Here is a 19,905-nt window from a genome sequence, read left to right on the forward strand (position 1 = left end):
GTCCAGCAACCAGCACACCCACCAGGACCGGCGAACCACGTGAGCTCCTCTTCCTCCACCAGGCGCCTGTCGCACCCCCAGGTGCGACAGGGGAACCGTGGCGCTTACCGACTGGTGCGTACCCCGCCGACCCGACCGGCTCCCCCCCACCTGGACGCGCCACAGCGCTCGGTGGTTGACCACGAGACCGGTCCACTCCTCGTCCTCGCAGGTCCGGGCACCGGCAAGACCACCACACTCGTGGAGTCCGTCGCGGCACGGATCGCCCGGGGAGGTGACCCCGCGCGCATCCTCGTGCTGACGTTCAGCCGCAAGGCGGCCGTCGAACTGCGCGACCGCATGGCGCTGCGCATCGGAGCCGCCCGCGCGCCCCGCGCGACCACCTTCCACTCGTTCTGCTACGCCCTGGTCCGCGCCCACCAGGACAGCGACCTGTTCGTCGAGCCCCTACGGCTGCTGTCCGGCCCCGAACAGGACGTCGCCGTACGCGGACTGCTCGCCGGCCAGCCCGACCTGGAGCGGCTCGGCCTCGCCCATGTGCGCTGGCCGGACGAACTGCGGGCCTGCCTCACCACCCGCGGCTTCGCCGACGAGGTCCGCGCGGTCCTCGCCCGCAGCCGCGAACTGGGCCTGGACCCCCGCGCCCTGGACGCCTTCGCCCGCCGTATCGGCCGCCCCGACTGGCGAGCCGCCGCCGCGTTCCTCGCCGAGTACCTCGACGTACTCGACCTCCAAGGAGTGCTCGACTACGCCGAACTCGTCCACCGCGCGGTGCTCCTCGCGCACCGCCCCGAAGTCGCGGAACGGCTCGCCGCGCAGTACGACGCCGTGTTCGTGGACGAGTACCAGGACACCGACCCGGCGCAGGTACGCCTGCTGCACGCCCTCGCCGGCGGTGGCCGCACCCTCGTCGCCTTCGGCGATCCCGACCAGTCGATCTACACGTTCCGGGGAGCCGACGTGAACGGCATCCTGGACTTCCCGAGCGCATTCCCGCGCGCGGACGGCAGTCCGGCCCCCGTGGAGGTACTCCGGACCTCCCGTCGCTCCGCCGCCGCCGTGCTGACCGCCACCCGGCTGCTGACCCAGCGCATGCCCCTGACCCGGCTCCCCGCACAGAAGGTGCGCGCCCACCGTGAGCTGTCCCCAGTACGGGACGGTGGCCGCGTCGAGGTGTACACGTACCCGACCCCCGGCACGGAACTCGACAACATCGCCGACATCCTCCGCAGGGCACACCTGGAGGACGGCGTCCCCTGGAGCGACATGGCCGTCCTGGTGCGCGCCGGCTCCCGGACGATCCCCACGGTCCGACGCGCCCTCACGGCGGCCGGCGTCCCCCTGGACATCGACGGCGACGACCTGCCCCTGCGCCACGAACCGGCGGTGGCACCGCTGCTGACGGCACTGCGAGCGGTGGCGACAGCGGAAGCCGTGGCACGGCCCGAGGCCGACACCGAAGCCCTGCGAGCCGCCGGGGAGGCCGACGACGTAGACGCGGTCGGGGAAGCCGGCGTTGAACAGGCCGTGGCGGAATCCGACGACGCAGACGCGGTGGCGGAAGCCGGCGAAGAACAGGCCACGGCGGAAGCCGATTCCGAGGAACCCGCTCGCCCCGCCTGGCTCGACACCGAAACCGCCCTCGCCCTGCTCGCCTCCCCCCTCGCCGCCATGGACGCAGCCGACCTGCGCCGCCTGGGCCGGGCGCTGCGCGAGGAGGAGCGCGCCGGTGGCAACGCCGTGCCGCCGCCCTCGGACGAGCTGCTCGCGCGGGCGCTGGCCGAGCCGGAGCGGCTGGTCGCGCACGACCCCACATACGCGCGTGGAGCCCAGCGCCTGGGGGCGCTGCTGCGCAAGGCACGAGAGCGCCTGGCGGGCGGCGGTACGGCCGAGGAGGCGCTGTGGGACCTCTGGCAGGGCACGCCGTGGCCCGGGCGCCTGGAGCGGTCCGCCCGGCGCGGCGGCGCGGCCGGGCGCAACGCGGACCGAGACCTGGACGCCGTCTGCGCGCTGTTCGCGACCGCGGCCCGCGCGGAGGAGCGCACCGGAGGCCGCGGCGCCCTCAACTTCCTGGAGGAGATCGACGCCGAGGACATCGCCGCCGACACGCTCACGCGACGCGCCGTACGCCCCGACGCCGTACGCCTGATGACCGCGCACCGCTCCAAGGGTCTGGAGTGGCGCCTGGTCGTCGTGGCCGGTGTCCAGGAGGGCCTGTGGCCGGACCTGCGCCGACGCGGCTCGCTCCTGGAGGCCGACCGCATCGGCCGCGACGGACTCGCCGAACCCCTCACCCCGGGCGCCCTGCTCGCCGAGGAGCGCCGCCTGTTCTACGTCGCCGCCACGCGCGCGCGTGAACGCCTCGTCGTCACCGCCGTGAAGGCACCCGCGGACGACGGCGACCAGCCGTCCCGCTTCCTCACGGAACTCGGCGTCGAGCCCAAGGACGTCACCGGCCGCCCGCGCCGCCCGCTGTCGGTCGCCGCGCTGGTCGCCGAACTGCGCGCCACGACCGTCGACCCGCGCGTGTCCGACACCCTCAGGGAGGCCGCCGCGCGAAGGCTGGCCAGGCTGGCCGCGCTCGCCGACGAGGACGGCCGCCCGCTGGTCCCCTCCGCGCACCCGTACCGCTGGTGGGGCATGTTCGAGCCGACCGAGAGCAAGGTGCCGCTGCGCGACCGCGACCAGCCCGTCGTGCTCTCCGGAAGCGCCCTCGACCAGCTCGCCAACACCTGCGCCCTGCAATGGTTCCTGGGCCGCGAGGTGAAGGCCGACGCGCCCGCGACCGCCGCCCAGGGCTTCGGCAACGTGGTGCACGTCCTCGCCGACGAGGTCGCCTCCGGACGCACCCCCGCCGACCTGGCCGTCCTCATGGAGCGCCTCGACACCGTGTGGAACGCGCTCGCCTTCGACGCCCCCTGGAAGTCGGCGCAGGAGAAGGACAACGCGCGCGTGGCGCTTGAACGCTTCCTGAAGTGGCACGTCGACTCCAATGGTGTCCGCACCGGTCGTACGCCGGTCGCCAGTGAGCACGACTTCGACGTCACCCTCGAAGCGGGCGACTACGAAGTGCGCATCCGAGGCTCCATGGACCGCGTCGAGACGGACGGCGAAGGACGCGCCTACGTCGTCGACTTCAAGACCGGCAAGCAGACGCCGACCGCCCGCGAGGTGGAGCGCCATCCCCAGCTCGCTGTCTACCAACTCGCCGTCCAGGAAGGCGCCGTGGACGAGGCCTTCGACGGCGTGCGCCCCGAACCGGGCGGCGCGGAACTCGTCCAGCTGCGCCAGGGCGCCGCGCAACGGGACGGCGGCGAGACCCTGCCCAAGGTGCAGGCCCAGGAGCCCCTGGAGGGGGAGTGGGCCGGTGAACTCCTCGCCACGGCCGCGGGCAAGGTCCTCGACGAACGGTTCACGCCCACGGCCGGCCAGCACTGCGCGCACTGCGCGTTCCGGGCCTCGTGCAGCGCCCGGCCCGAAGGACGGCACGTGGTCGAGTAACCCGCGTGACGTATCGCACCACATGTGCTGACCTGCGCTTCTTCTTCCCCTGAGGGCGATTGGTCCTCGACTGTCAGTGGCCGCCGCTAGCCTCTCCGACATGCCCGCCCGTATCACCGATCCCGATCAGCTCAAGGAGCTCCTCGGCATCCCGTTCACCCCGGAGCAGACGGCCTGCATCGTCGCGCCGCCCGCCCCGCAGGTGATCGTGGCCGGAGCCGGGTCGGGCAAGACGACGGTGATGGCCGCCCGCGTGGTGTGGCTGGTCGGCACCGGCCAGGTCGCCCCCGAGCAGGTCCTCGGCCTGACGTTCACCAACAAGGCCGCCGGTGAACTCGCCGAGCGCGTCCGCAAGGCGCTGATCAAGGCGGGCGTCACCGACCCCGACGTCATCGACCCGGACAACCCCCCGGGCGAGCCGGTGATCTCGACGTACCACGCCTTCGCGGGCCGCCTCCTGACCGACCACGGCCTGCGCATCGGCCTCGAACCGACGTCCCGCCTGCTCGCCGACGCCACCCGCTTCCAGCTCGCCGCGCGCGTGCTGCGCGAAGCCCCCGGCCCCTATCCGGCGCTCACCCGCTCCTTCCCGGACCTCGTCAGTGACCTCCTCACCCTTGACGGCGAGCTGTCCGAACACCTCGTAAACCCTGAGAAGTTGCGCGCCTACGACGCCGAGCTGCTGCGCGCGCTGGAAGGCCGCAAGCTCAGCAACGCCGAGCTGCGCAAGGTTCCCGAGGCGGCCGCCGCCCGCCGTGAACTCACCGAGCTGGTGAGCCGCTACCGGGCCGCCAAGCGCGAGCGCGACCTGCTCGACTTCGGTGACCAGATCGCCCTCTCCGCGACCCTGGCCCGCACCCGGCCCGAGGTCGGCGAGATCCTGCGCGACGAGTTCCGGGTGGTGCTGCTCGACGAGTACCAGGACACCTCGGTCGCCCAACGCATCCTCCTGGCAGGCCTGTTCGGCGCCGGCACGGGCCACCCGGTGACCGCCGTCGGCGACCCCTGCCAGGCGATCTACGGCTGGCGCGGCGCGTCCGTCGCCAACCTCGACGACTTCCCCGAGCACTTCGCCCACGCCGACGGCCACCTCGCCGCCCGCCAGGCGCTCAGCGAGAACCGCCGCAGCGGTGGCCGCCTCCTCGACCTGGCCAACGGCCTCGCGGAACCCCTGCGCGCCATGCACGCGGGCGTGGAGGCCCTCCGCCCGGCCCCCGGCGCCGAGCGCGACGGCATGGTGCGCTGCGCGCTGCTGCCCACCCACGCCGAGGAGACCGCCTGGCTCGCCGACTCCATCGCCCACCTCGTACGGACCGGTAAGGCGCCCGGCGAGATCGCCGTCCTGTGCCGGACGGCCACCGACTTCGCCGAGATCCAGGGCGCCCTCGTGGCCCGCGACATCCCGGTCGAGGTGGTCGGGCTCTCCGGGCTGCTGCACCTCCCCGAGGTCGCCGACCTCGTCGCCGTCTGCGAAGTCCTTCAGGACCCCGGCGCCAACGCCTCCCTGGTCCGGCTGCTGACGGGCCCGCGCTGGCGCATCGGCCCCCGCGACCTCGCCCTGCTGGGACGGCGCGCCCGGCTCCTCGTGGCGCACACACGCGTGGGGGCCGACGACGACCCGGACCGCCGACTCGCCGAGGCCGTCGAGGGGGTCGACCCCTCCGAGGTGATATCGCTCGCCGACGCCCTCGACACGTTCCTGGAGACACCCCTCTACGGCAGCGACGGCCACGGGGACGACGACGGGCTGCCCTTCTCGCCGGACGCGCGCGTGCGCTTCGCCCGCCTGGCCACCGAACTGCGTGACCTGCGCCGTTCCTTGTCCGACCCCTTGATGGACGTCCTGCACCGCGTCCTCGCCGTCACCGGCCTGGAGGTCGAACTGGCGGCGTCACCGCACGCCCTGGCCGCCCGCCGCCGCGAGACCCTGTCGAACTTCCTGGACGTCGCCGCCTCCTTCGCCGCGGGCGACGGCGAGGCGACCCTGCTCGCCTTCCTCGGCTTCCTGCGGACCGCCGCCCAGTACGAGAAGGGCCTCGACAACGCCCTCCCGGGTGGCGAGAACACCGTCAAGGTCCTCACCGCGCACAAGTCCAAGGGCCTGGAGTGGGACGTCGTGGCCGTCCCCGGCCTGGTCACCGGGACCTTCCCCAGCAGCCAGGGCCGCGAGAAATGGACCGCCCAGGGCAAGGTCCTGCCGCACGCACTGCGCGGCGACACCGCCACCCTGCCGGACGTGGCCTCCTGGGACTCCAAGGGCCTGAAGGCCTTCCACGAGGCAATGAAGGACCACCAGCACACCGAGGAACTCCGCCTCGGCTACGTCACCTTCACCCGCCCCCGCTCCCTGCTGCTCGGCTCCGGCCACTGGTGGGGACCCACCCAGAAGAAGCCCCGCGGCCCCTCCGACTTCCTCCAGGCCCTGTACGACCACTGCGCGGCCGGACACGGCGAGATCGAGGCCTGGGCGGACCAGCCCGAGGAGGGCGAGGAGAACCCGGCCCTGCACGCGGCCACCGCCGACCAGGCCTGGCCACTGCCCCTGGACGACACGGCGATGGCCCATCGCCACCAGGCCGCCAAGATGGTCATGGACCACCTGGAGTACCTCGCCTCCCACGACGAAGGCCACCCTGCGGCGACACACGACCCGAACACCCACGACGACCAGGACTGGCCCCCACCCCCGGAGGACGACGAACCGCCCTACGACGAGCCTCCTTATGAAGAAGTCCCCCTCGATGCCCAAGACGGCCTCCCGGAGGACGACCCCGCCGACTGGGACGCCTGGACCACGGACCGCCCGACCGTCCCGCACCAGGCGACGGCCCCCCACCCGGCCGAACACTCCAGTGCGCCAGGGGGCGCACTCCCGCACCCCGCGGAACCGCCCGGCACGCCCCTCACCCCCGAGGAAGCCCGCGCCATCGCCTCCTGGGACCGCGACCTCGACGCCCTCACCGGCGAACTCCTGCGCGCCCGCCGGAGCGTCACCGACGTACCCCTGCCCGCTTCGCTGACCGCCACCCAGCTGCTCCTCCTCGCGGCCGACCCCGACGGGCTCGCGCAGGAACTCGCGCGCCCCATGCCGCACCCCCCACAACCCGCCGCACGTCGGGGCACCCGCTTCCACGCCTGGGTGGAATCACGCTTCGAAGCGCTGACCCTGCCCATGCTGGAGCCCGAGGAACTGCCCGGCAGCGACGCCGAGATCGCCGACGAACGTGACCTGGAGGCCCTCAAGGACGCCTTCGAGCGCACCGAGTACGCCCGGCGCACGCCCTACCGAGTCGAGAGCCCCTTCGAGCTCGCGATCGCCGGCCGCGTCGTACGGGGCCGTATCGACGCCGTCTACAAGCAGGGCGACGGCGACGCGGCGACGTACGAGATCCTCGACTGGAAGACCAGCCGCACCCGCACCGCCGACCCGCTCCAGCTCGCGATCTACCGGGTGGCCTGGGCCGAGCGGCAGGGTGTGCCCCTGGAGGCGGTCACGGCCGCGTTCCTGTATGTGCGCGGCGGCGAGGTCGTCCGTCCGGAAGGCCTCCCGGACCGGGCCGCACTGGAGCGGCTGCTGCTGGAGGAGCCGGGCGCGCAAGCAAACTGTGAGGAACCGCCCACCGAGGATGTCAGTGCGGGCCGATAGGCTCGTGACCATGAGCCACACCGTTGACAGTGCCGTCAGCGCGGTCCGCACGTACATCGAGCAGCACTGCGGGGTCTTCCTCGACGACCTCGCCGAGTGGCTGAGCATCCCGTCCGTGTCGGCCCAGCCCGAGCACGCGCCCGACGTCCGACGCAGCGCGGACTGGCTCGCCGCCGCACTTCGGAAGACAGGCTTCCCGACCGTCGAGGTCTGGCCGACCCCCGGCGCCCCCGCCGTCTTCGCCGAGTGGCCCTCAGACGACCCCGAGGCACCCACGGTCCTCGTCTACGGCCATCACGACGTCCAGCCCGCCGCCCGCGAGGACGGCTGGGACAGCGAGCCCTTCGAGCCCGTCGTCCGCGAGAACCGCCTCTACGCGCGCGGGGCCGCCGACGACAAGGGCCAGGTGTTCTTCCACACGCTCGGCGTCCGCGCCCACCTCGCCGCCACCGGCCGCACCACCCCGGCCGTCCACCTGAAGCTGCTCGTCGAGGGCGAGGAGGAGTCCGGCTCCCCGCACTTCCGGGCGCTCGTCGAGGAGCACGCCGACCGGCTCACCGCCGACGCCGTGATCGTCTCCGACACCGGCATGTGGGCCGAGGACACCCCCACGGTGTGCACCGGCATGCGCGGCCTCGCCGAGTGCGAGATCCGGCTGCACGGCCCCGACCAGGACATCCACTCCGGCTCCTTCGGCGGCGCAGTGCCCAACCCGGCGACCGCCGCCGCCCGCCTCGTGGCCGCACTCCACGACGAGCACGCACGCGTGGCGGTCCCCGGCTTCTACGACGGCATCGTCGAACTCACCGACCAGGAGCGCGAACTCTTCGCCGCACTGCCCTTCGACGAGAAGGAGTGGCTGCGCACCGCCAAGTCGCACGCCACCCACGGAGAGGCCGGACACACCACCCTGGAGCGCCTCTGGGCCCGCCCCACCGCCGAGGTCAACGGCATCGGCGGTGGCTACCAAGGCCCGGGCAGCAAGACGATCGTCCCGTCCTCGGCCATGGTGAAGCTCTCCTTCCGGCTGGTCGCGGGACAGGACCCCGACCACATCGAGAACGTCGTCCGAGCCTGGGCCGCCCAGCAGGTGCCCGCAGGAATCCGCCAGGAGATCACGTTCAGCGCGGCCACGCGCCCGTGCCTGACGCCCCTGGACCACCCGGCCCTGCAGTCCGTCGTCCGCGCCATGGGCCGCGCTTTCGAGAAGCCGGTCCTCTTCACCCGCGAGGGCGGCTCCGGACCGGCCGCCGACCTCCAGGAAGTCCTCGCAGCACCCGTCCTCTTCCTGGGCATCTCCGTCCCCTCCGACGGCTGGCACGCCCCGAACGAGAAGGTCGAACTCGACCTTCTCCTGAAGGGCGTCGAAACCACCGCCCACCTGTGGGGGGACCTGGCCGACACCTGGCGCCGTGCGCCCTGACGATCCCGCGCGATCCGGACCGGCAACACGCACGGGGCACACTGGAACAACCGCCCCGCCCACCCCGTCCCCGCCGGAACCCGGTCGCCTCCTGCCGAACGTCCCGCTGAACCGCCCGCCGAAACAATCCGCATTGCCGGGGGAGTTGGAAGCACCCGTGACCACCTGGACCGACCACACAGCCGACCGACCCATCTCGCTCACCGCCCCGAGCGGCATCGACCGAGCCGCCCACCACCGGCTCGACGAGGCCTGGCTCGCGGCGGCGTGGAGCCACCCCACCACCCGCTGCTTCGTGGTCTCCGGCGGCCAGGCCCTCATCGACGAGACACCCGACGGCAAGACCGAACTCGTCATGACGCCCTCTTTCGAAGCCCCCCTCACGGAGGCGCACCGCTACTTCCTGGGCACCGACGACGACGGCGTCAGCTACTTCGCCCTCCAGAAGGACGCCCTCCCCGGCCGCATCGACCAGTCGGCACGCCCCGCGGGCCTGCGCGAGGCCGGCCTCCTGCTGTCGCCCCGGGACGTGGGCCTGATGGTGCACGCGGTCGCCCTGGAGAACTGGCAGCGCCTGCACCGCTTCTGCTCCCGCTGCGGCGAGCGCACGGTGATCGCGGCGGCCGGCCACATCCGCCGCTGCCCGGCCTGCGGCGCCGAACACTACCCGCGCACCGACCCCGCCGTGATCATGGCCGTCACCGACGAGGAGGACCGCATCCTGCTCGGCCGCCAGGTCCACTGGCCCGAGGGCCGCTTCTCGACACTCGCCGGCTTCGTGGAGCCCGGCGAGTCCATCGAGCAGTCGGTGCGCCGCGAGGTCTTCGAGGAGGCAGGCATCACCGTCGGCCACGTCGAGTACGTCGCCAGCCAGCCCTGGCCCTTCCCGTCCAGCCTCATGCTGGGCTTCATGGCCCGTGCCACCTCGACCGACATCAACGTCGACGGCGACGAGATCCACGAGGCCCGCTGGTTCTCCCGGGAGGAACTGCGCGCCGCCTTCGAGTCCGAAGAGGTACTGCCCCCGTACGGCATCTCGATCGCGGCCCGACTGATCGAGCTCTGGTACGGCAAGCCGCTGCCGACGCGAACCTTCGTCTGAGGCGACCAGGGGGCACGGATGCGGGACCCGTACTGGAACCACAACGTCCACTACCACCCCGTGGTGGTCGACGCCGTGCCCGACGGCTGCCGCGCCGCCCTGGACGCCGGCTGCGGAGACGGCCTGCTCGCCCGCAAGCTGGCGAGCAGGGCCGGATCCGTGACGGGCGTCGACCGCTCCCCGCAGATGATCCGGCTCGCCCGCACGGACGTACCGGAGAACGTCACCTTCTTGGAGGCGGACTACCTCGACGGCACCTCACTCGACGACGGCAAGTACGACTTCGTCAGCGCGGTCGCCGTCGTCCACCACACGGAGTTCGAGGACGCCGTAGGACGGCTGGTCAGTCTGCTCGCACCCGGCGGCCGACTGGTGATCGTCGGCCTGGCGTACAACCGGACGTTCCTGGACTGGGTGATCAGCGGCTGCGGGCTGCCCGTCAGCCGGTTCCTGGCGCGCCGGAACGGCGGGAAACGCGGACCCGTCGGCATGCCCGTCGAGGACTCGGCCATGTGCTGGGGAGAGGCCAGGGAAGCCGTTCGGCGCCTGCTGCCCGGCGCCCGGTTCCGGCGACGGCTCCTGTGGCGCTATGTGGCCGTGTGGGACAAGCCGGTCGCGTGCGGCGGACGAGGTGTCACGAACGACAAGAAGACGGCCCCTGACATCAGGGACCGCCTTCTGCGGAGCTGCGCGCGCCGACCGTCGTTCAGGCGCCGATCTTCTGCTTGACCTGGGCCAACGAAGGGTTCGTGAGCGTCGAACCGTCCGCGAACAGTACGGTGGGCACCGTCTGGTTTCCGCCATTCGCCTTCTCGACGAACGCCGCGGAAGCCGGGTCCTGCTCGATGTTGATCTCGTTGTACGTGATTCCCTCGCGGTCCATCTGGCTCTTCAGCCGGCGGCAGTAACCGCACCACGTGGTGCTGTACATCGTCACAGTGCCCGACATCTTCTCGCGCTCCTCAACAGCTCGGGGGATGGGTGCTCGCTGTGGGGGAAACGTACGCGACACGGCCGCCATTCCCGCCGGGGGTATCCCGCAGGACGTGACGCCTGCCGCATTAGTACGACTGCGGGTGCCTCCCTGTGGACAACCGGCTCACCCGTCTCCGGCGACCTGGCAGCATGGCCGTGTGACAGCAGCAACGCACTCCTCCCTGTTCCCGCAGGTACCGGACTCGGCCGACGCGGTGCTCGAAGGGCTCGACCCCGAGCAACGCGAGGTGGCGACCGCCCTGCGCGGTCCGGTGTGCGTGCTGGCGGGTGCCGGCACGGGCAAGACACGGGCGATCACCCACCGGATCGCCTACGGAGTGCGCGCCGGAGTCCTCCAGCCGTCCAGCGTGCTGGCCGTCACCTTCACCAACCGGGCGGCCGGCGAGATGCGCGGCCGGCTCCGCCAGCTCGGCGCCACCGGCGTCCAGGCACGTACGTTCCACTCGGCCGCGCTGCGTCAGCTCCAGTACTTCTGGCCGAAAGCGATCGGCGGCAGCATGCCCCGGCTCGTCGACCGCAAGATCCAGCTCGTCGCCGACGCGGCGGCGGCCTGCCGCATCCGCCTGGACCGCGGCGAACTGCGCGACGTCACCGCGGAGATCGAGTGGTCCAAGGTCACCCAGACCGTTCCCTCCGACTACGCCGCCGCGGCGGCCAAGGCAGGCCGCGACATCCCCCGTGCCCCCGCCGAGATCGCCCAGCTCTACTCCGCCTACGAGGAGGTCAAACGTGACCGCGCGGTCATCGACTTCGAGGACGTCCTGCTGCTGACCGTCGCCGTCCTCCAGGACCGGCACGACATCGCCGAACAGGTCCGCTCGCAGTACCAGCACTTCGTGGTCGACGAGTACCAGGACGTCAGCCCGCTCCAGCAGCGCCTCCTGGAGCTGTGGCTGGGCGACCGCGACAACCTGTGCGTCGTCGGCGACGCCAGCCAGACGATCTACTCCTTCACCGGAGCCACCCCCGACCACCTTCTCGACTTCCGCACCCGCCACCCCGGCGCCACCGTCGTCAAGCTGGTCCGCGACTACCGCTCCACACCTCAGGTCGTCCACCTCGCCAACGGCCTGCTCTCCCAGGCGCACGGCCGTGCCGCCGACCATAGGCTGGAGCTGATCTCCCAGCGCGCTGCGGGCCCCGAGCCCGTCTACGCCGAGTACACCGACGAACCCGCCGAGGCCGAGGGTGCCGCCCGCCGCATCCGAGACCTCACGGACGCGGGAGTCCCGGCGAGCGAGATCGCGATCCTGTTCCGTACGAACTCCCAGTCCGAGACCTACGAACAGGCCCTCGCCGACGCCGGAGTCCCCTACCAACTGCGCGGCGCCGAGCGGTTCTTCGACCGCCCCGAGGTGCGCAAGGCCGGTGTGGCCCTGCGCGGCGCGGCCCGCTTCGGGGGCAACGACTCGCTGCTCGACGACGTCATCGACCTGCCCTCGCAGGTCCGTGCCGTCCTCTCGGGCGAGGGGTGGACCTCGGAGCCCCCGGCCGGCTCCGGCGCCGTCAGAGAGCGCTGGGAGTCGCTCGCGGCCCTGGTCAATCTCGCCCAGGACTTCGCCGCGGCCAAACCCGGAGCCACCCTCGCCGACCTGGTCGCCGAACTCGACGAGAGGGCCAACGCCCAGCACGCCCCGACCGTCCAGGGCGTCACTCTCGCCTCCCTGCACTCGGCCAAGGGCCTGGAGTGGGACGTCGTGTTCCTGGTCGGTGTCGCCGAGGGCATGATGCCGATCACCTACGCCAAGACGGACGAGCAGATCGAGGAGGAGCGCCGCCTCCTCTACGTCGGAGTCACTCGCGCCAGGGAACGGCTCCACGTCTCCTGGGCCCTGTCCCGCTCGCCCGGAGGCCGCCCCAGCCGCCGCCCCAGCCGCTTCCTGGACGGTCTGCGCCCCGGCTCGACCGGCGCCGCGGGCAGACCGGGCACGGTCGCCCCCGGGGGCATCGAGCGCGGCTACCAGGGCAGCGGTCCCAAAGCCGTCCCGCGGCGGACGCAGCGCACCCCGGCCCGCTGCCGCGTCTGCGGCCGCACGCTCACGGATGCCGGCGAGATGAAGCTGATGCGCTGCGAGGACTGCCCCTCGGACATGGACGAGGGTCTCTACGAGCGGTTGCGGGAGTGGCGGGAGGTGCAGGCGAAGCGCAGCGGTCAGCCCGCCTTCTGCGTCTTCACCGACAAGACGCTGATGGCGATCGCCGAGACCGTCCCCGACGACGACGGCGAGCTCGCCCGGATCCCCGGCGTCGGCGCGCGCAAACTCAACCGCTACGGGGCCGATGTCCTGGCCATCTGCGGCGGTCAGGAGCCTGCGGAGGGTGTCGCGGGGGACTGAGGGAAACTCGTCGAGAAAATAGTTTGCGCATGCCCCAGCAATCCCCATAGGTTCTTAGGCACGGGAACAGGGGGCCTTCTCGAAGGCCCTGATTCCGTGCTGTACTTACATATCCGAAGGACCGGTCTCACCCCCGGTCCCCCGAGACGCCGAGAGGAGGCGATTCCAGTGATCAGCATCAACACCAGCTCCGTCAGCACCGTGAAAATGACCGATCCCTCGGTCGTCTCCCTGTGCATGCTCGGCGTTTCGAACCTGGGCACCGGTCTGTCCGGCATTCCTGCCGCCCGTCCGGCGTCCGCCCTGTCTCTCGCGGTGCTTCCCATCCGTGAGCGCAATGAGCGACCGACCAAGGCACTGGAAGCAGTAGCGGCACAGGCGCAGGCCTATGCCTTTGCGGCCGGTGCCGGAGGCCGGAAGCAGACGACGACGCAGCACCACCAGATGTGGGCCTTCCGTGGGCCAGAACCCTGGAGTGATCCAGCCTGATCGATCAGGCCGGCGCCTTCAGGGCCGCGGAACCCCACCCGGGATCCGCGGCCCTTCTGTTTTCCCCGAACGGGGAGGACGGAGCGAAGGGGCCTCGGGACAAGAAAAGAACCCGGTACCAGCCGACACCCGGCCCAACAGGGCCGGACCGACCAGACGAGGAAGAACAACCGTGCAACTCGAAGCGCACGCCCCGTCCGTACCGCCTTCCGAAACGATCCCCCCGCCCGGCCTCACGGAGGACTCCACCTTGACTCCCCTCACTGCGCTCACCGCGCTCGACGACGCCATCGAGAACCTCGGCGTACCCGTCCCCTGCCGTTCCTACGACCCGGAGGTCTTCTTCGCCGAGTCGCCGGCCGATGTCGAGTACGCCAAGTCCCTCTGCCGCACCTGCCCGCTGATCGAGGCCTGCCTCGCCGGTGCCAAGGAGCGGCGTGAGCCCTGGGGCGTCTGGGGTGGCGAGCTCTTCGTCCAGGGTGTCGTCGTGGCCCGCAAGCGGCCCCGTGGCCGTCCGCGCAAGAACCCGGTCACGGCATGAACACCTTCGGAACGATCGACCGCCCCCTCACGCACGACCCCAAGAAGCAGGCCCCGATGAAGCCGTCCACGCCCAGCGAGCCCGCGGGCTCCGCGATCCCAGACTTCACCACCCCGGGTGCGACCGAGTCGCGCCAGAACAGGACCCGAGAGATGCAACTCATCCCAGAAGCCCTGGCCCGTGCGCATATGCACGAGCGCCTGCACGAGGCCGAGCGGGAACGCCGGGCCGTGCGCCTGGTGACCGCCCGCCGGATGCAGCGCCGGGCCGAGCGCGCCTCGATGCGTGCCCGCCGTGCGCTCGCCATGGCGGTCATGCAGTAACCGATCACACCTGAAGCGGTGGCCTCCCTACCCCGGGAGGCGAATGCTCCCCGCGGGGGCCGGTCCGTCCGAACGGACCGGCCCCCGCGGTGCGTTCTGCCCGCCGATCCCCGGGCACGGCGATATGGTCGCCGCGTGACGAGTCTTCCCGGAGGCAGTGACACCAGTGCCTCCACCGCGGAGCCCCAGCCCCTCGTGTGCGCCCGCTGCGGCACTCGTTCCGAAGGCCCGCAGCTCACCTGGACCTGCTCCGTGGAGAACGGAACCCGCCACTACCTCTGCGACACCTGCGCCAGGGAGAACCTCAGGGCGATCGAGGGACGGCTGGACTCGGCCTGGTGGTAGGGCCGCGGGGCACTCGCGGTTCGGCTCACGCCTCCGCCGCGGGTGCCTCCTCGTACTCGTCCGGGTCCTCCGGCACGAACCCCGGCAGCCACTCCTCCAACTCGTCGCGCAGCCGTACCGTCGCGCCCAACTGGCACAGGACACCGATTGTGCTCAATGTCACTCGGTGTATCAGGAGGTACGCCGGAGGCAGGTTGAGCTGCTTGCCCAACTGGTGCGCGGGGGAGCGCGGGTCGGCGATGCGGGCGGCCTGGCTGCGCATCCAGCCGCGACTGAAGGTGAACTCGTCGGCCTGCGCCGGCTCGATGATCGGCACGAGGTAGTCCAGGACGGCGTCCGGGTCCAGCTCTATCGACTCCTTGACGAAGCCCTCCGTGCACAGCAGCTCGTAGACCGCCTCGGCGTCGCCGTCGAGCGTCATGCGCAGGGAGTTCCCGATGGGAGTCGGCAGACCGCCGGGGAGGCGGTCGACCGTGCCGAAGTCCAGGACACCCAGGCGCCAGTCGCCCTTGCCGTCCGGGTCGGCGGGCAGCAGACGGAAGTTGCCCGGATGCGGGTCCGCGTGCAGGAGACCGGTGCGGGCCGGGCCGGAGAAGAGGAAGCGGGCCAGGAGCTGGCCTGCCCGGTCGCGCTGCTCCTTAGTACCGTCGGCGATCACCTCCGACAGCGGAATCCCGTCGATCCACTCCGTGACCAGGACCTGGTCGCACTGGTGGACCACGGCGGGCACCACGACATCCGGGTCGTCCTCGAACTCCTCCGCGTGGACCCGCTGGGCCTGTGCCTCCAGGCCGTAGTCCAGCTCCTCGGAGACCCGGTCGCGGAGTTCGGCGATGAGGGGCTTGATGTCCATCCCGGGGATGAGCGGGCCCAACAGGCGGGCGAAACGGCTCAGTTGGGTGAGGTCGGACAGCAGGGCCTCGCCGGCGCCCGGGTACTGCACCTTGACCGCGACCTCGCGGCCGTCGTGCCACACGGCCCGGTGCACCTGGCCGATCGACGCGGCGGCCGACGGTTTGTCCTCGAACTCCAGGAACAGCTCACGCCAGTCCTCGCCGAGCCGCTCCTGGAGCACCCCGTGCACGGTGCGCGTCGGCATCGGCGGCGCCGCCTCCTGGAGCTTGGTCAGCGCGGCACGGTAGGGACCGGCGACCTCCTCGGGCAGCGCCGACTCGAAGACGGACAGCGCCTGCCCGAACTTCATCGCACCGCCCTTGAGCTCGCCGAGCACCTTGAACAGCTGCTCCGCCGTGCGCTGTTGCAGTTCACGGCCGACGATCTCCGCGGACTCGCCCACGATCCGTTTCCCGAGCCCCCACGTCGCTCTCCCGGCGAAGCCGAGCGGGAGCGCGGCGAGCTTGGCGGTACGGGTGACCGCCTTGCGGGGAAGATCAGACATGCGCCCTCCAAGTCCCGGCCGGCCGGGCCGAGTCTGCCTTACGGCGCACATCCCTCGACGGCCGGTTCCCTGCCATTGTCGCGTGTCGATCCTCGTCCGTAGAGGTGTGTCCCTCCTTACCTTTCTCCGCGGCTCCGCACGGGCACGCGGAATGCGCCCAGACCGGTCGTGCGTGCCAGTGCAGAGCGGGGAGCGAGACCTCCCACCGAGCGCCCGCGCTCGACGGCGACTGCCCGTCCAGGAAGACGAGCGCGTGCGAGGCCGCCAGCCCGGCGACGGTCGTGGCCAGCGCAAGATCGCAGGGCCGCACCTGGGGCTGTCTTCCGGAGCGCCATTGCGCGACCAGACGCGGCCAGGTCGGATCCCGGTCGGTGCGGGCGTGGTGCAGGCAGCCCGCGCAGGCCGTCTCACCCGGTAGCACCAGCGGGCCCACGATTCCTGTGCCCTCCACGACACCGGCGTACAGATGCGGTGTCCCCGAGGCGATCAGGTCCTCGGCGGCGGCCGGGTCGGGCGCGTGCACGGCGACGTCGTCGCGCGGGGCGAGGATCACCAGGGAGTAACCCGGGTCGCTCTTCTCCGGCGCGGAGTGCGAGGTGCGGCGCGGTGGACGTCCCGGTGCCGCCCGGCGTACCGCGCGCCGCGCCGCCTCGTCCCTGCGCTCGCCGACGGCCTCGGCGGGCAGCCCGCCCGGAGCGACGTCCCAGGGCTCGGTGTGCCCGCCGTCGCGCACGTCGACCCCGCCGACGCCCGCACCCGACAACAGCGCCGCCAGCACCGCGCCCACCCGGCCCGCGCCTCTCACCTGCACGCGCAGTCCGCGCCGTGCCGCCAGACGGCCCATCGCCGCGCCCGGCTCGCCGGTGACCAGGGAGAGCGACGCGAGGTCCGGGCGCAGCCGGTCGAGGACGTCCTTCTTTGCGCGGAGCGCATCGGCCGCAGGACCGCCCCCTTTCGCGTCGTCGAGCAGGCCCGCGTGCGTGAGCCGCTCCACCAGTTGGTCGACATGCCCCTCGGACAGATCCATCCGCCGGCCTTCTTCGCGCAGGAGCGGCAGGCCGCGCGTGCCGTTGAGCAGGTCGAGGAAACTACCTGTCGCCGTGTCCATCGGGCCCAGCGTCATCGCGTGCGCCGGTGTCATCCCGAACTGCACGGTGTTGAGATCGCGCCAGCCGCGCCGCAGCGCGGGCTTCACCATCGGATGCATGACAGGCCCCCGTAGCCCTAGGAAGTACGTCCTGGGTGCCGGTGGAGCTGGTCCGTGCCCCGCCGGCGATGCCAGCCTGCCCGGCCCGGACGTCGGGCGCCGAAAGTTGTCCACAGGCTGGGGGTATTCGTCGTACGAATCAAACGCTCGGTGGTGGATCTACACCGAACCGTCCCAGGGGCGGGACTTCCCGCGTGTGCAGAGGGTAACGTCGTGGCGTGCCCGCCGACCCACTGCACAGCGCCGGAAAACCACAGCGCCGTACGACGAGCCAGCCGCCAAGCGGCTCGGGGGCGAGCGCGATCGAGGTCCGCAGGAGTGCGCGTCGGCGCAGAACGGTCTCCGCGTACCGCGAGGGCGATCGCACCGTCGTGCTCATCCCCGCCCGGATGTCCGAGGCGGAGGAGAAGCGCTGGGTCACCGTCATGCTCGACAAGCTGGCCGCCCAGGAAAGCAAACGCGTGCTCGGTGACACAGAGCTGGCCGAGCGCGCCGAGCGCCTGTCGGCCCAGTACTTCGACGGCCGCGCCCGGCCCACCTCGGTGCGCTGGGTCACCAACCAGAACACGCGCTGGGGCTCCTGCACGCCCTCCGAGGGCAGCATCCGCCTCTCCCACCGGCTGCAGGGGATGCCCGAGTACGTCGTCGACTACGTCCTGCTGCACGAACTCGCGCATCTCCTGGTGCCCGGACACGGTCCGCGTTTCTGGCGCCTCCTGGAGGCCTATCCGCGCACCGAGCGGGCCAAGGGGTACCTCGAAGGGGTGGTCGCGGCCGAGCGGCTGCCCCATCCGCCGAGCACCCGCGACGAGTGACGGCCCTCTGCGGGGGTTTGTGTACCGGGTCTGTACCGACTTCCTCCGGTGTCAGAGATTGCCGTTAGCCTGACGCGACGCACTCGCATCGGGATGGGGGACGGTCGTTACGCATGGCCAGGGAATTCCAACGCGGCCACAAGGCCAAGATCAGTGACCTCACCGCGGGCACCGATCTGTACGTAGGCGTGCAGATCACCGGCCCCGGACTGACGTTCGACATCAGCTGCTTCGGTCTCGACGCCGAGGAGCGGCTCTCGGACGACCGGTACTTCGTGTTCTTCAACCAGCCGAAGTCCCCGGAGGAGTCCATTCAGCTCCTGGGTGCCCAGGCGGGCGACTCGGAGTCCTTCCGGGTCACCCTCGACAGGATCCCGCCGCAGATCCACAAGCTCGCGTTCACGGCCACGCTCGACGGCGCCGGGCAGATGTCGCAGATCGCCCCCGGGTACGTCCGTATCGTCGCGGGCGGCGAGGAGGTGGCCCGCTACTCGTTCAACGGTTCGGAGTTCACCACCGAGCGCGCGGTGATGCTGGGTGACCTGTACCTGAAGGACGTCTGGCGGTTCGCCGCCGTCGGCCAGGGCTTCGACGGCGGCCTCGAAGCGCTCCTGAAGAACTTCGGCGGCGAGGTCATGGAGGAGGAGGCGCCCGCGGCGCCGCAGCCGCAGTCCGGAGCCGTCCCGGGATTCGCCCCGCCCCCGCAGACCTCCGCGCCGCCCGCGTTCGGCGCCCCGTCCGCCCCGGCACCCGTCCCGGCCCCGCAGCCCGCCCCGCAGGGCTTCGTGCCCCCGCCGGCCCCGGCGCCCGCACCCTCCGTGCACGCCGCGCCGACGATCATCGCGCCGATGACCCCGCCCGTCGGCGGAACGGTGCCGCCCCCGGCACCCGCCCCCGCGCCCTACGGCCAGCCGCCGCAGCCGTACGGACAGCAGGCGCCCGGCCAGACCGCGCCGCTGCCGCCGGGCTACGGCCAGCCCCCGGCCCCTCCCGGTTACGGCCAGCCCACCCCGCCCCCGGGCTACGGCCAGCAGCCTCCCGCGCCGCCCGGATACGGGCAGGTCCCGGGCCAGGCGGCCGGCTACGGAGTGCCCTCGGGCGCTCCCCAGGGCGCCGGTGTGTCGGCCGCGCTGGAGAAGTTCAAGGAGACGCCCACCGGGCAGCGCTGGACGCAGCAGAACAAGAAGCTCGTCCGTGTCGACCTCGGGATCGGCGGCCAGCCCGTGCTGGCGCGTCAGGGCAGCATGGTGCTCTACCAGGGCAAGGTCGACTTCGGCTACAAGGGCGCCGGGTTCGCCGGCCGGATCGTCGGCAACGCGACCGGCCAGGAGATGCAGCTGATGCGCTGCACCGGCCAGGGCCAGGTGTTCCTCGCCGAGAACTCCACCAACCTGCACCCCGTCGAGCTCCAGGGGGACGCGATCTGCGTCTCCGCCGAGAACGTCCTCGCCTTCGACGAGAGCCTCCAGCACGAGGTCAGACGCATCGAGGGACACGGCATCCCCGGGGGCGCGCTGTTCACGATGCAGTTCCAGGGGACCGGCACCATCGTCGTGAAGACCCACGGCGAGCCCGTCGTGCTGCCGGTCACGCCGACCACGTTCGCCGACTGCAACGCGGTCGTCGCCTGGTCGGCGGCGGCCCAGGTGATCGTCTCCAGCCAGGTCCGGATGCGCCGCAACGCCTACCCGGGCGACACCGGAGAGAGCGTCAACCTGCAGTTCCGGGCCGCCCCCGGCAATTTCGTCGTCGTCCAGCCGTACGAGGTCTGAGGGAGCCCGT

The 19,905-nt window shown here is 71.9% G+C and carries 15 protein-coding genes; 12 read left to right on the plus strand and 3 right to left on the minus strand.

All coding sequences use genetic code 11. From position 1 onward, the window contains the following. The first annotated feature begins 39 nt into the window (after positions 1–39). From ACIQBL_RS04050 to ACIQBL_RS04070, 5 genes are all read left to right on the plus strand, one after another. The gene (locus tag ACIQBL_RS04050; protein WP_401936469.1) at positions 40–3,501 is read left to right on the plus strand and encodes a UvrD-helicase domain-containing protein; all 3,462 of its coding nucleotides are present in this window, start codon (positions 40–42) and stop codon (positions 3,499–3,501) included. Between the two features lie 100 nt (positions 3,502–3,601). Further along, positions 3,602–7,147: a UvrD-helicase domain-containing protein gene (locus ACIQBL_RS04055; RefSeq protein WP_401936472.1), complete on the plus strand. Its 3,546-nt coding sequence runs from the start codon at positions 3,602–3,604 to the stop codon at positions 7,145–7,147. A 10-nt stretch (positions 7,148–7,157) separates the two neighbouring features. After that, positions 7,158–8,570, plus strand: coding sequence for a dipeptidase (locus ACIQBL_RS04060; RefSeq protein WP_401936475.1), 1,413 nt, complete (start codon positions 7,158–7,160; stop codon positions 8,568–8,570). A 157-nt stretch (positions 8,571–8,727) separates the two neighbouring features. Then, positions 8,728–9,672 carry an NAD(+) diphosphatase gene (gene nudC / locus ACIQBL_RS04065; protein ID WP_366433825.1) on the plus strand — a complete coding sequence of 315 codons (945 nt, stop codon included), beginning with the start codon at positions 8,728–8,730 and terminating at the stop codon, positions 9,670–9,672. An 18-nt stretch (positions 9,673–9,690) separates the two neighbouring features. Beyond that, positions 9,691–10,401, plus strand: a complete 711-nt coding sequence (locus ACIQBL_RS04070; protein ID WP_401936478.1) for a class I SAM-dependent methyltransferase — start codon at positions 9,691–9,693, stop codon at positions 10,399–10,401. Here ACIQBL_RS04070 and ACIQBL_RS04075 read toward each other — a convergent pair. Continuing rightward, positions 10,379–10,621: a mycoredoxin gene (locus ACIQBL_RS04075; RefSeq protein WP_043674592.1), complete on the minus strand. Its 243-nt coding sequence runs from the start codon at positions 10,619–10,621 to the stop codon at positions 10,379–10,381. The genes ACIQBL_RS04070 and ACIQBL_RS04075 overlap by 23 nt on opposite strands. A 184-nt stretch (positions 10,622–10,805) precedes the next feature. Between ACIQBL_RS04075 and ACIQBL_RS04080 the strand changes: the two genes are divergently transcribed. The 5 genes from ACIQBL_RS04080 to ACIQBL_RS04100 all read left to right on the plus strand — a co-directional run bounded on the left by ACIQBL_RS04080 (position 10,806) and on the right by ACIQBL_RS04100 (position 14,702). Next, a complete protein-coding gene (locus ACIQBL_RS04080) occupies positions 10,806–13,004 on the plus strand; it encodes an ATP-dependent DNA helicase UvrD2 (RefSeq protein WP_401936481.1) in 2,199 nt (732 codons plus the stop codon). A 168-nt stretch (positions 13,005–13,172) separates the two neighbouring features. Further along, complete coding sequence (locus ACIQBL_RS04085; RefSeq protein ID WP_401936484.1) at positions 13,173–13,493, plus strand: hypothetical protein; 321 nt, start codon at positions 13,173–13,175, stop codon at positions 13,491–13,493. Between the two features lie 172 nt (positions 13,494–13,665). After that, the gene (locus tag ACIQBL_RS04090) at positions 13,666–14,034 is read left to right on the plus strand and encodes a WhiB family transcriptional regulator (RefSeq protein ID WP_019072119.1); all 369 of its coding nucleotides are present in this window, start codon (positions 13,666–13,668) and stop codon (positions 14,032–14,034) included. Continuing rightward, positions 14,031–14,357: a hypothetical protein gene (locus tag ACIQBL_RS04095; protein WP_401936487.1), complete on the plus strand. Its 327-nt coding sequence runs from the start codon at positions 14,031–14,033 to the stop codon at positions 14,355–14,357. The genes ACIQBL_RS04090 and ACIQBL_RS04095 overlap by 4 nt, the downstream gene beginning before the upstream one ends. Positions 14,358–14,492: 135 nt before the next feature. Beyond that, positions 14,493–14,702 (plus strand): hypothetical protein, encoded by a 210-nt coding sequence (locus tag ACIQBL_RS04100; protein WP_401936490.1) that lies wholly within the window; start codon positions 14,493–14,495, stop codon positions 14,700–14,702. A gap of 25 nt (positions 14,703–14,727) precedes the next feature. Here ACIQBL_RS04100 and ACIQBL_RS04105 read toward each other — a convergent pair whose 3' ends face one another. Continuing rightward, positions 14,728–16,101 (minus strand): ABC1 kinase family protein, encoded by a 1,374-nt coding sequence (locus ACIQBL_RS04105; RefSeq protein ID WP_401936493.1) that lies wholly within the window; start codon positions 16,099–16,101, stop codon positions 14,728–14,730. After that, positions 16,094–17,308 carry a TOMM precursor leader peptide-binding protein gene (locus tag ACIQBL_RS04110; protein WP_401936496.1) on the minus strand — a complete coding sequence of 405 codons (1,215 nt, stop codon included), beginning with the start codon at positions 17,306–17,308 and terminating at the stop codon, positions 16,094–16,096. Before ACIQBL_RS04110 ends, ACIQBL_RS04105 begins: the two co-directional genes overlap by 8 nt. 218 nt (positions 17,309–17,526) lie before the next feature. Between ACIQBL_RS04110 and ACIQBL_RS04115 the strand changes: the two genes are divergently transcribed. Continuing rightward, positions 17,527–18,123, plus strand: coding sequence for a M48 family metallopeptidase (locus tag ACIQBL_RS04115; protein WP_401936499.1), 597 nt, complete (start codon positions 17,527–17,529; stop codon positions 18,121–18,123). 113 nt (positions 18,124–18,236) lie between these two features. Beyond that, positions 18,237–19,895, plus strand: a complete 1,659-nt coding sequence (locus ACIQBL_RS04120; protein WP_401936501.1) for a TerD family protein — start codon at positions 18,237–18,239, stop codon at positions 19,893–19,895. The last annotated feature ends 10 nt before the right edge of the window (positions 19,896–19,905 follow it).

Source organism: Streptomyces sp. NPDC088350 (genome assembly GCF_044753545.1).
Classification (GTDB): Bacteria; Actinomycetota; Actinomycetes; order Streptomycetales; family Streptomycetaceae; genus Streptomyces.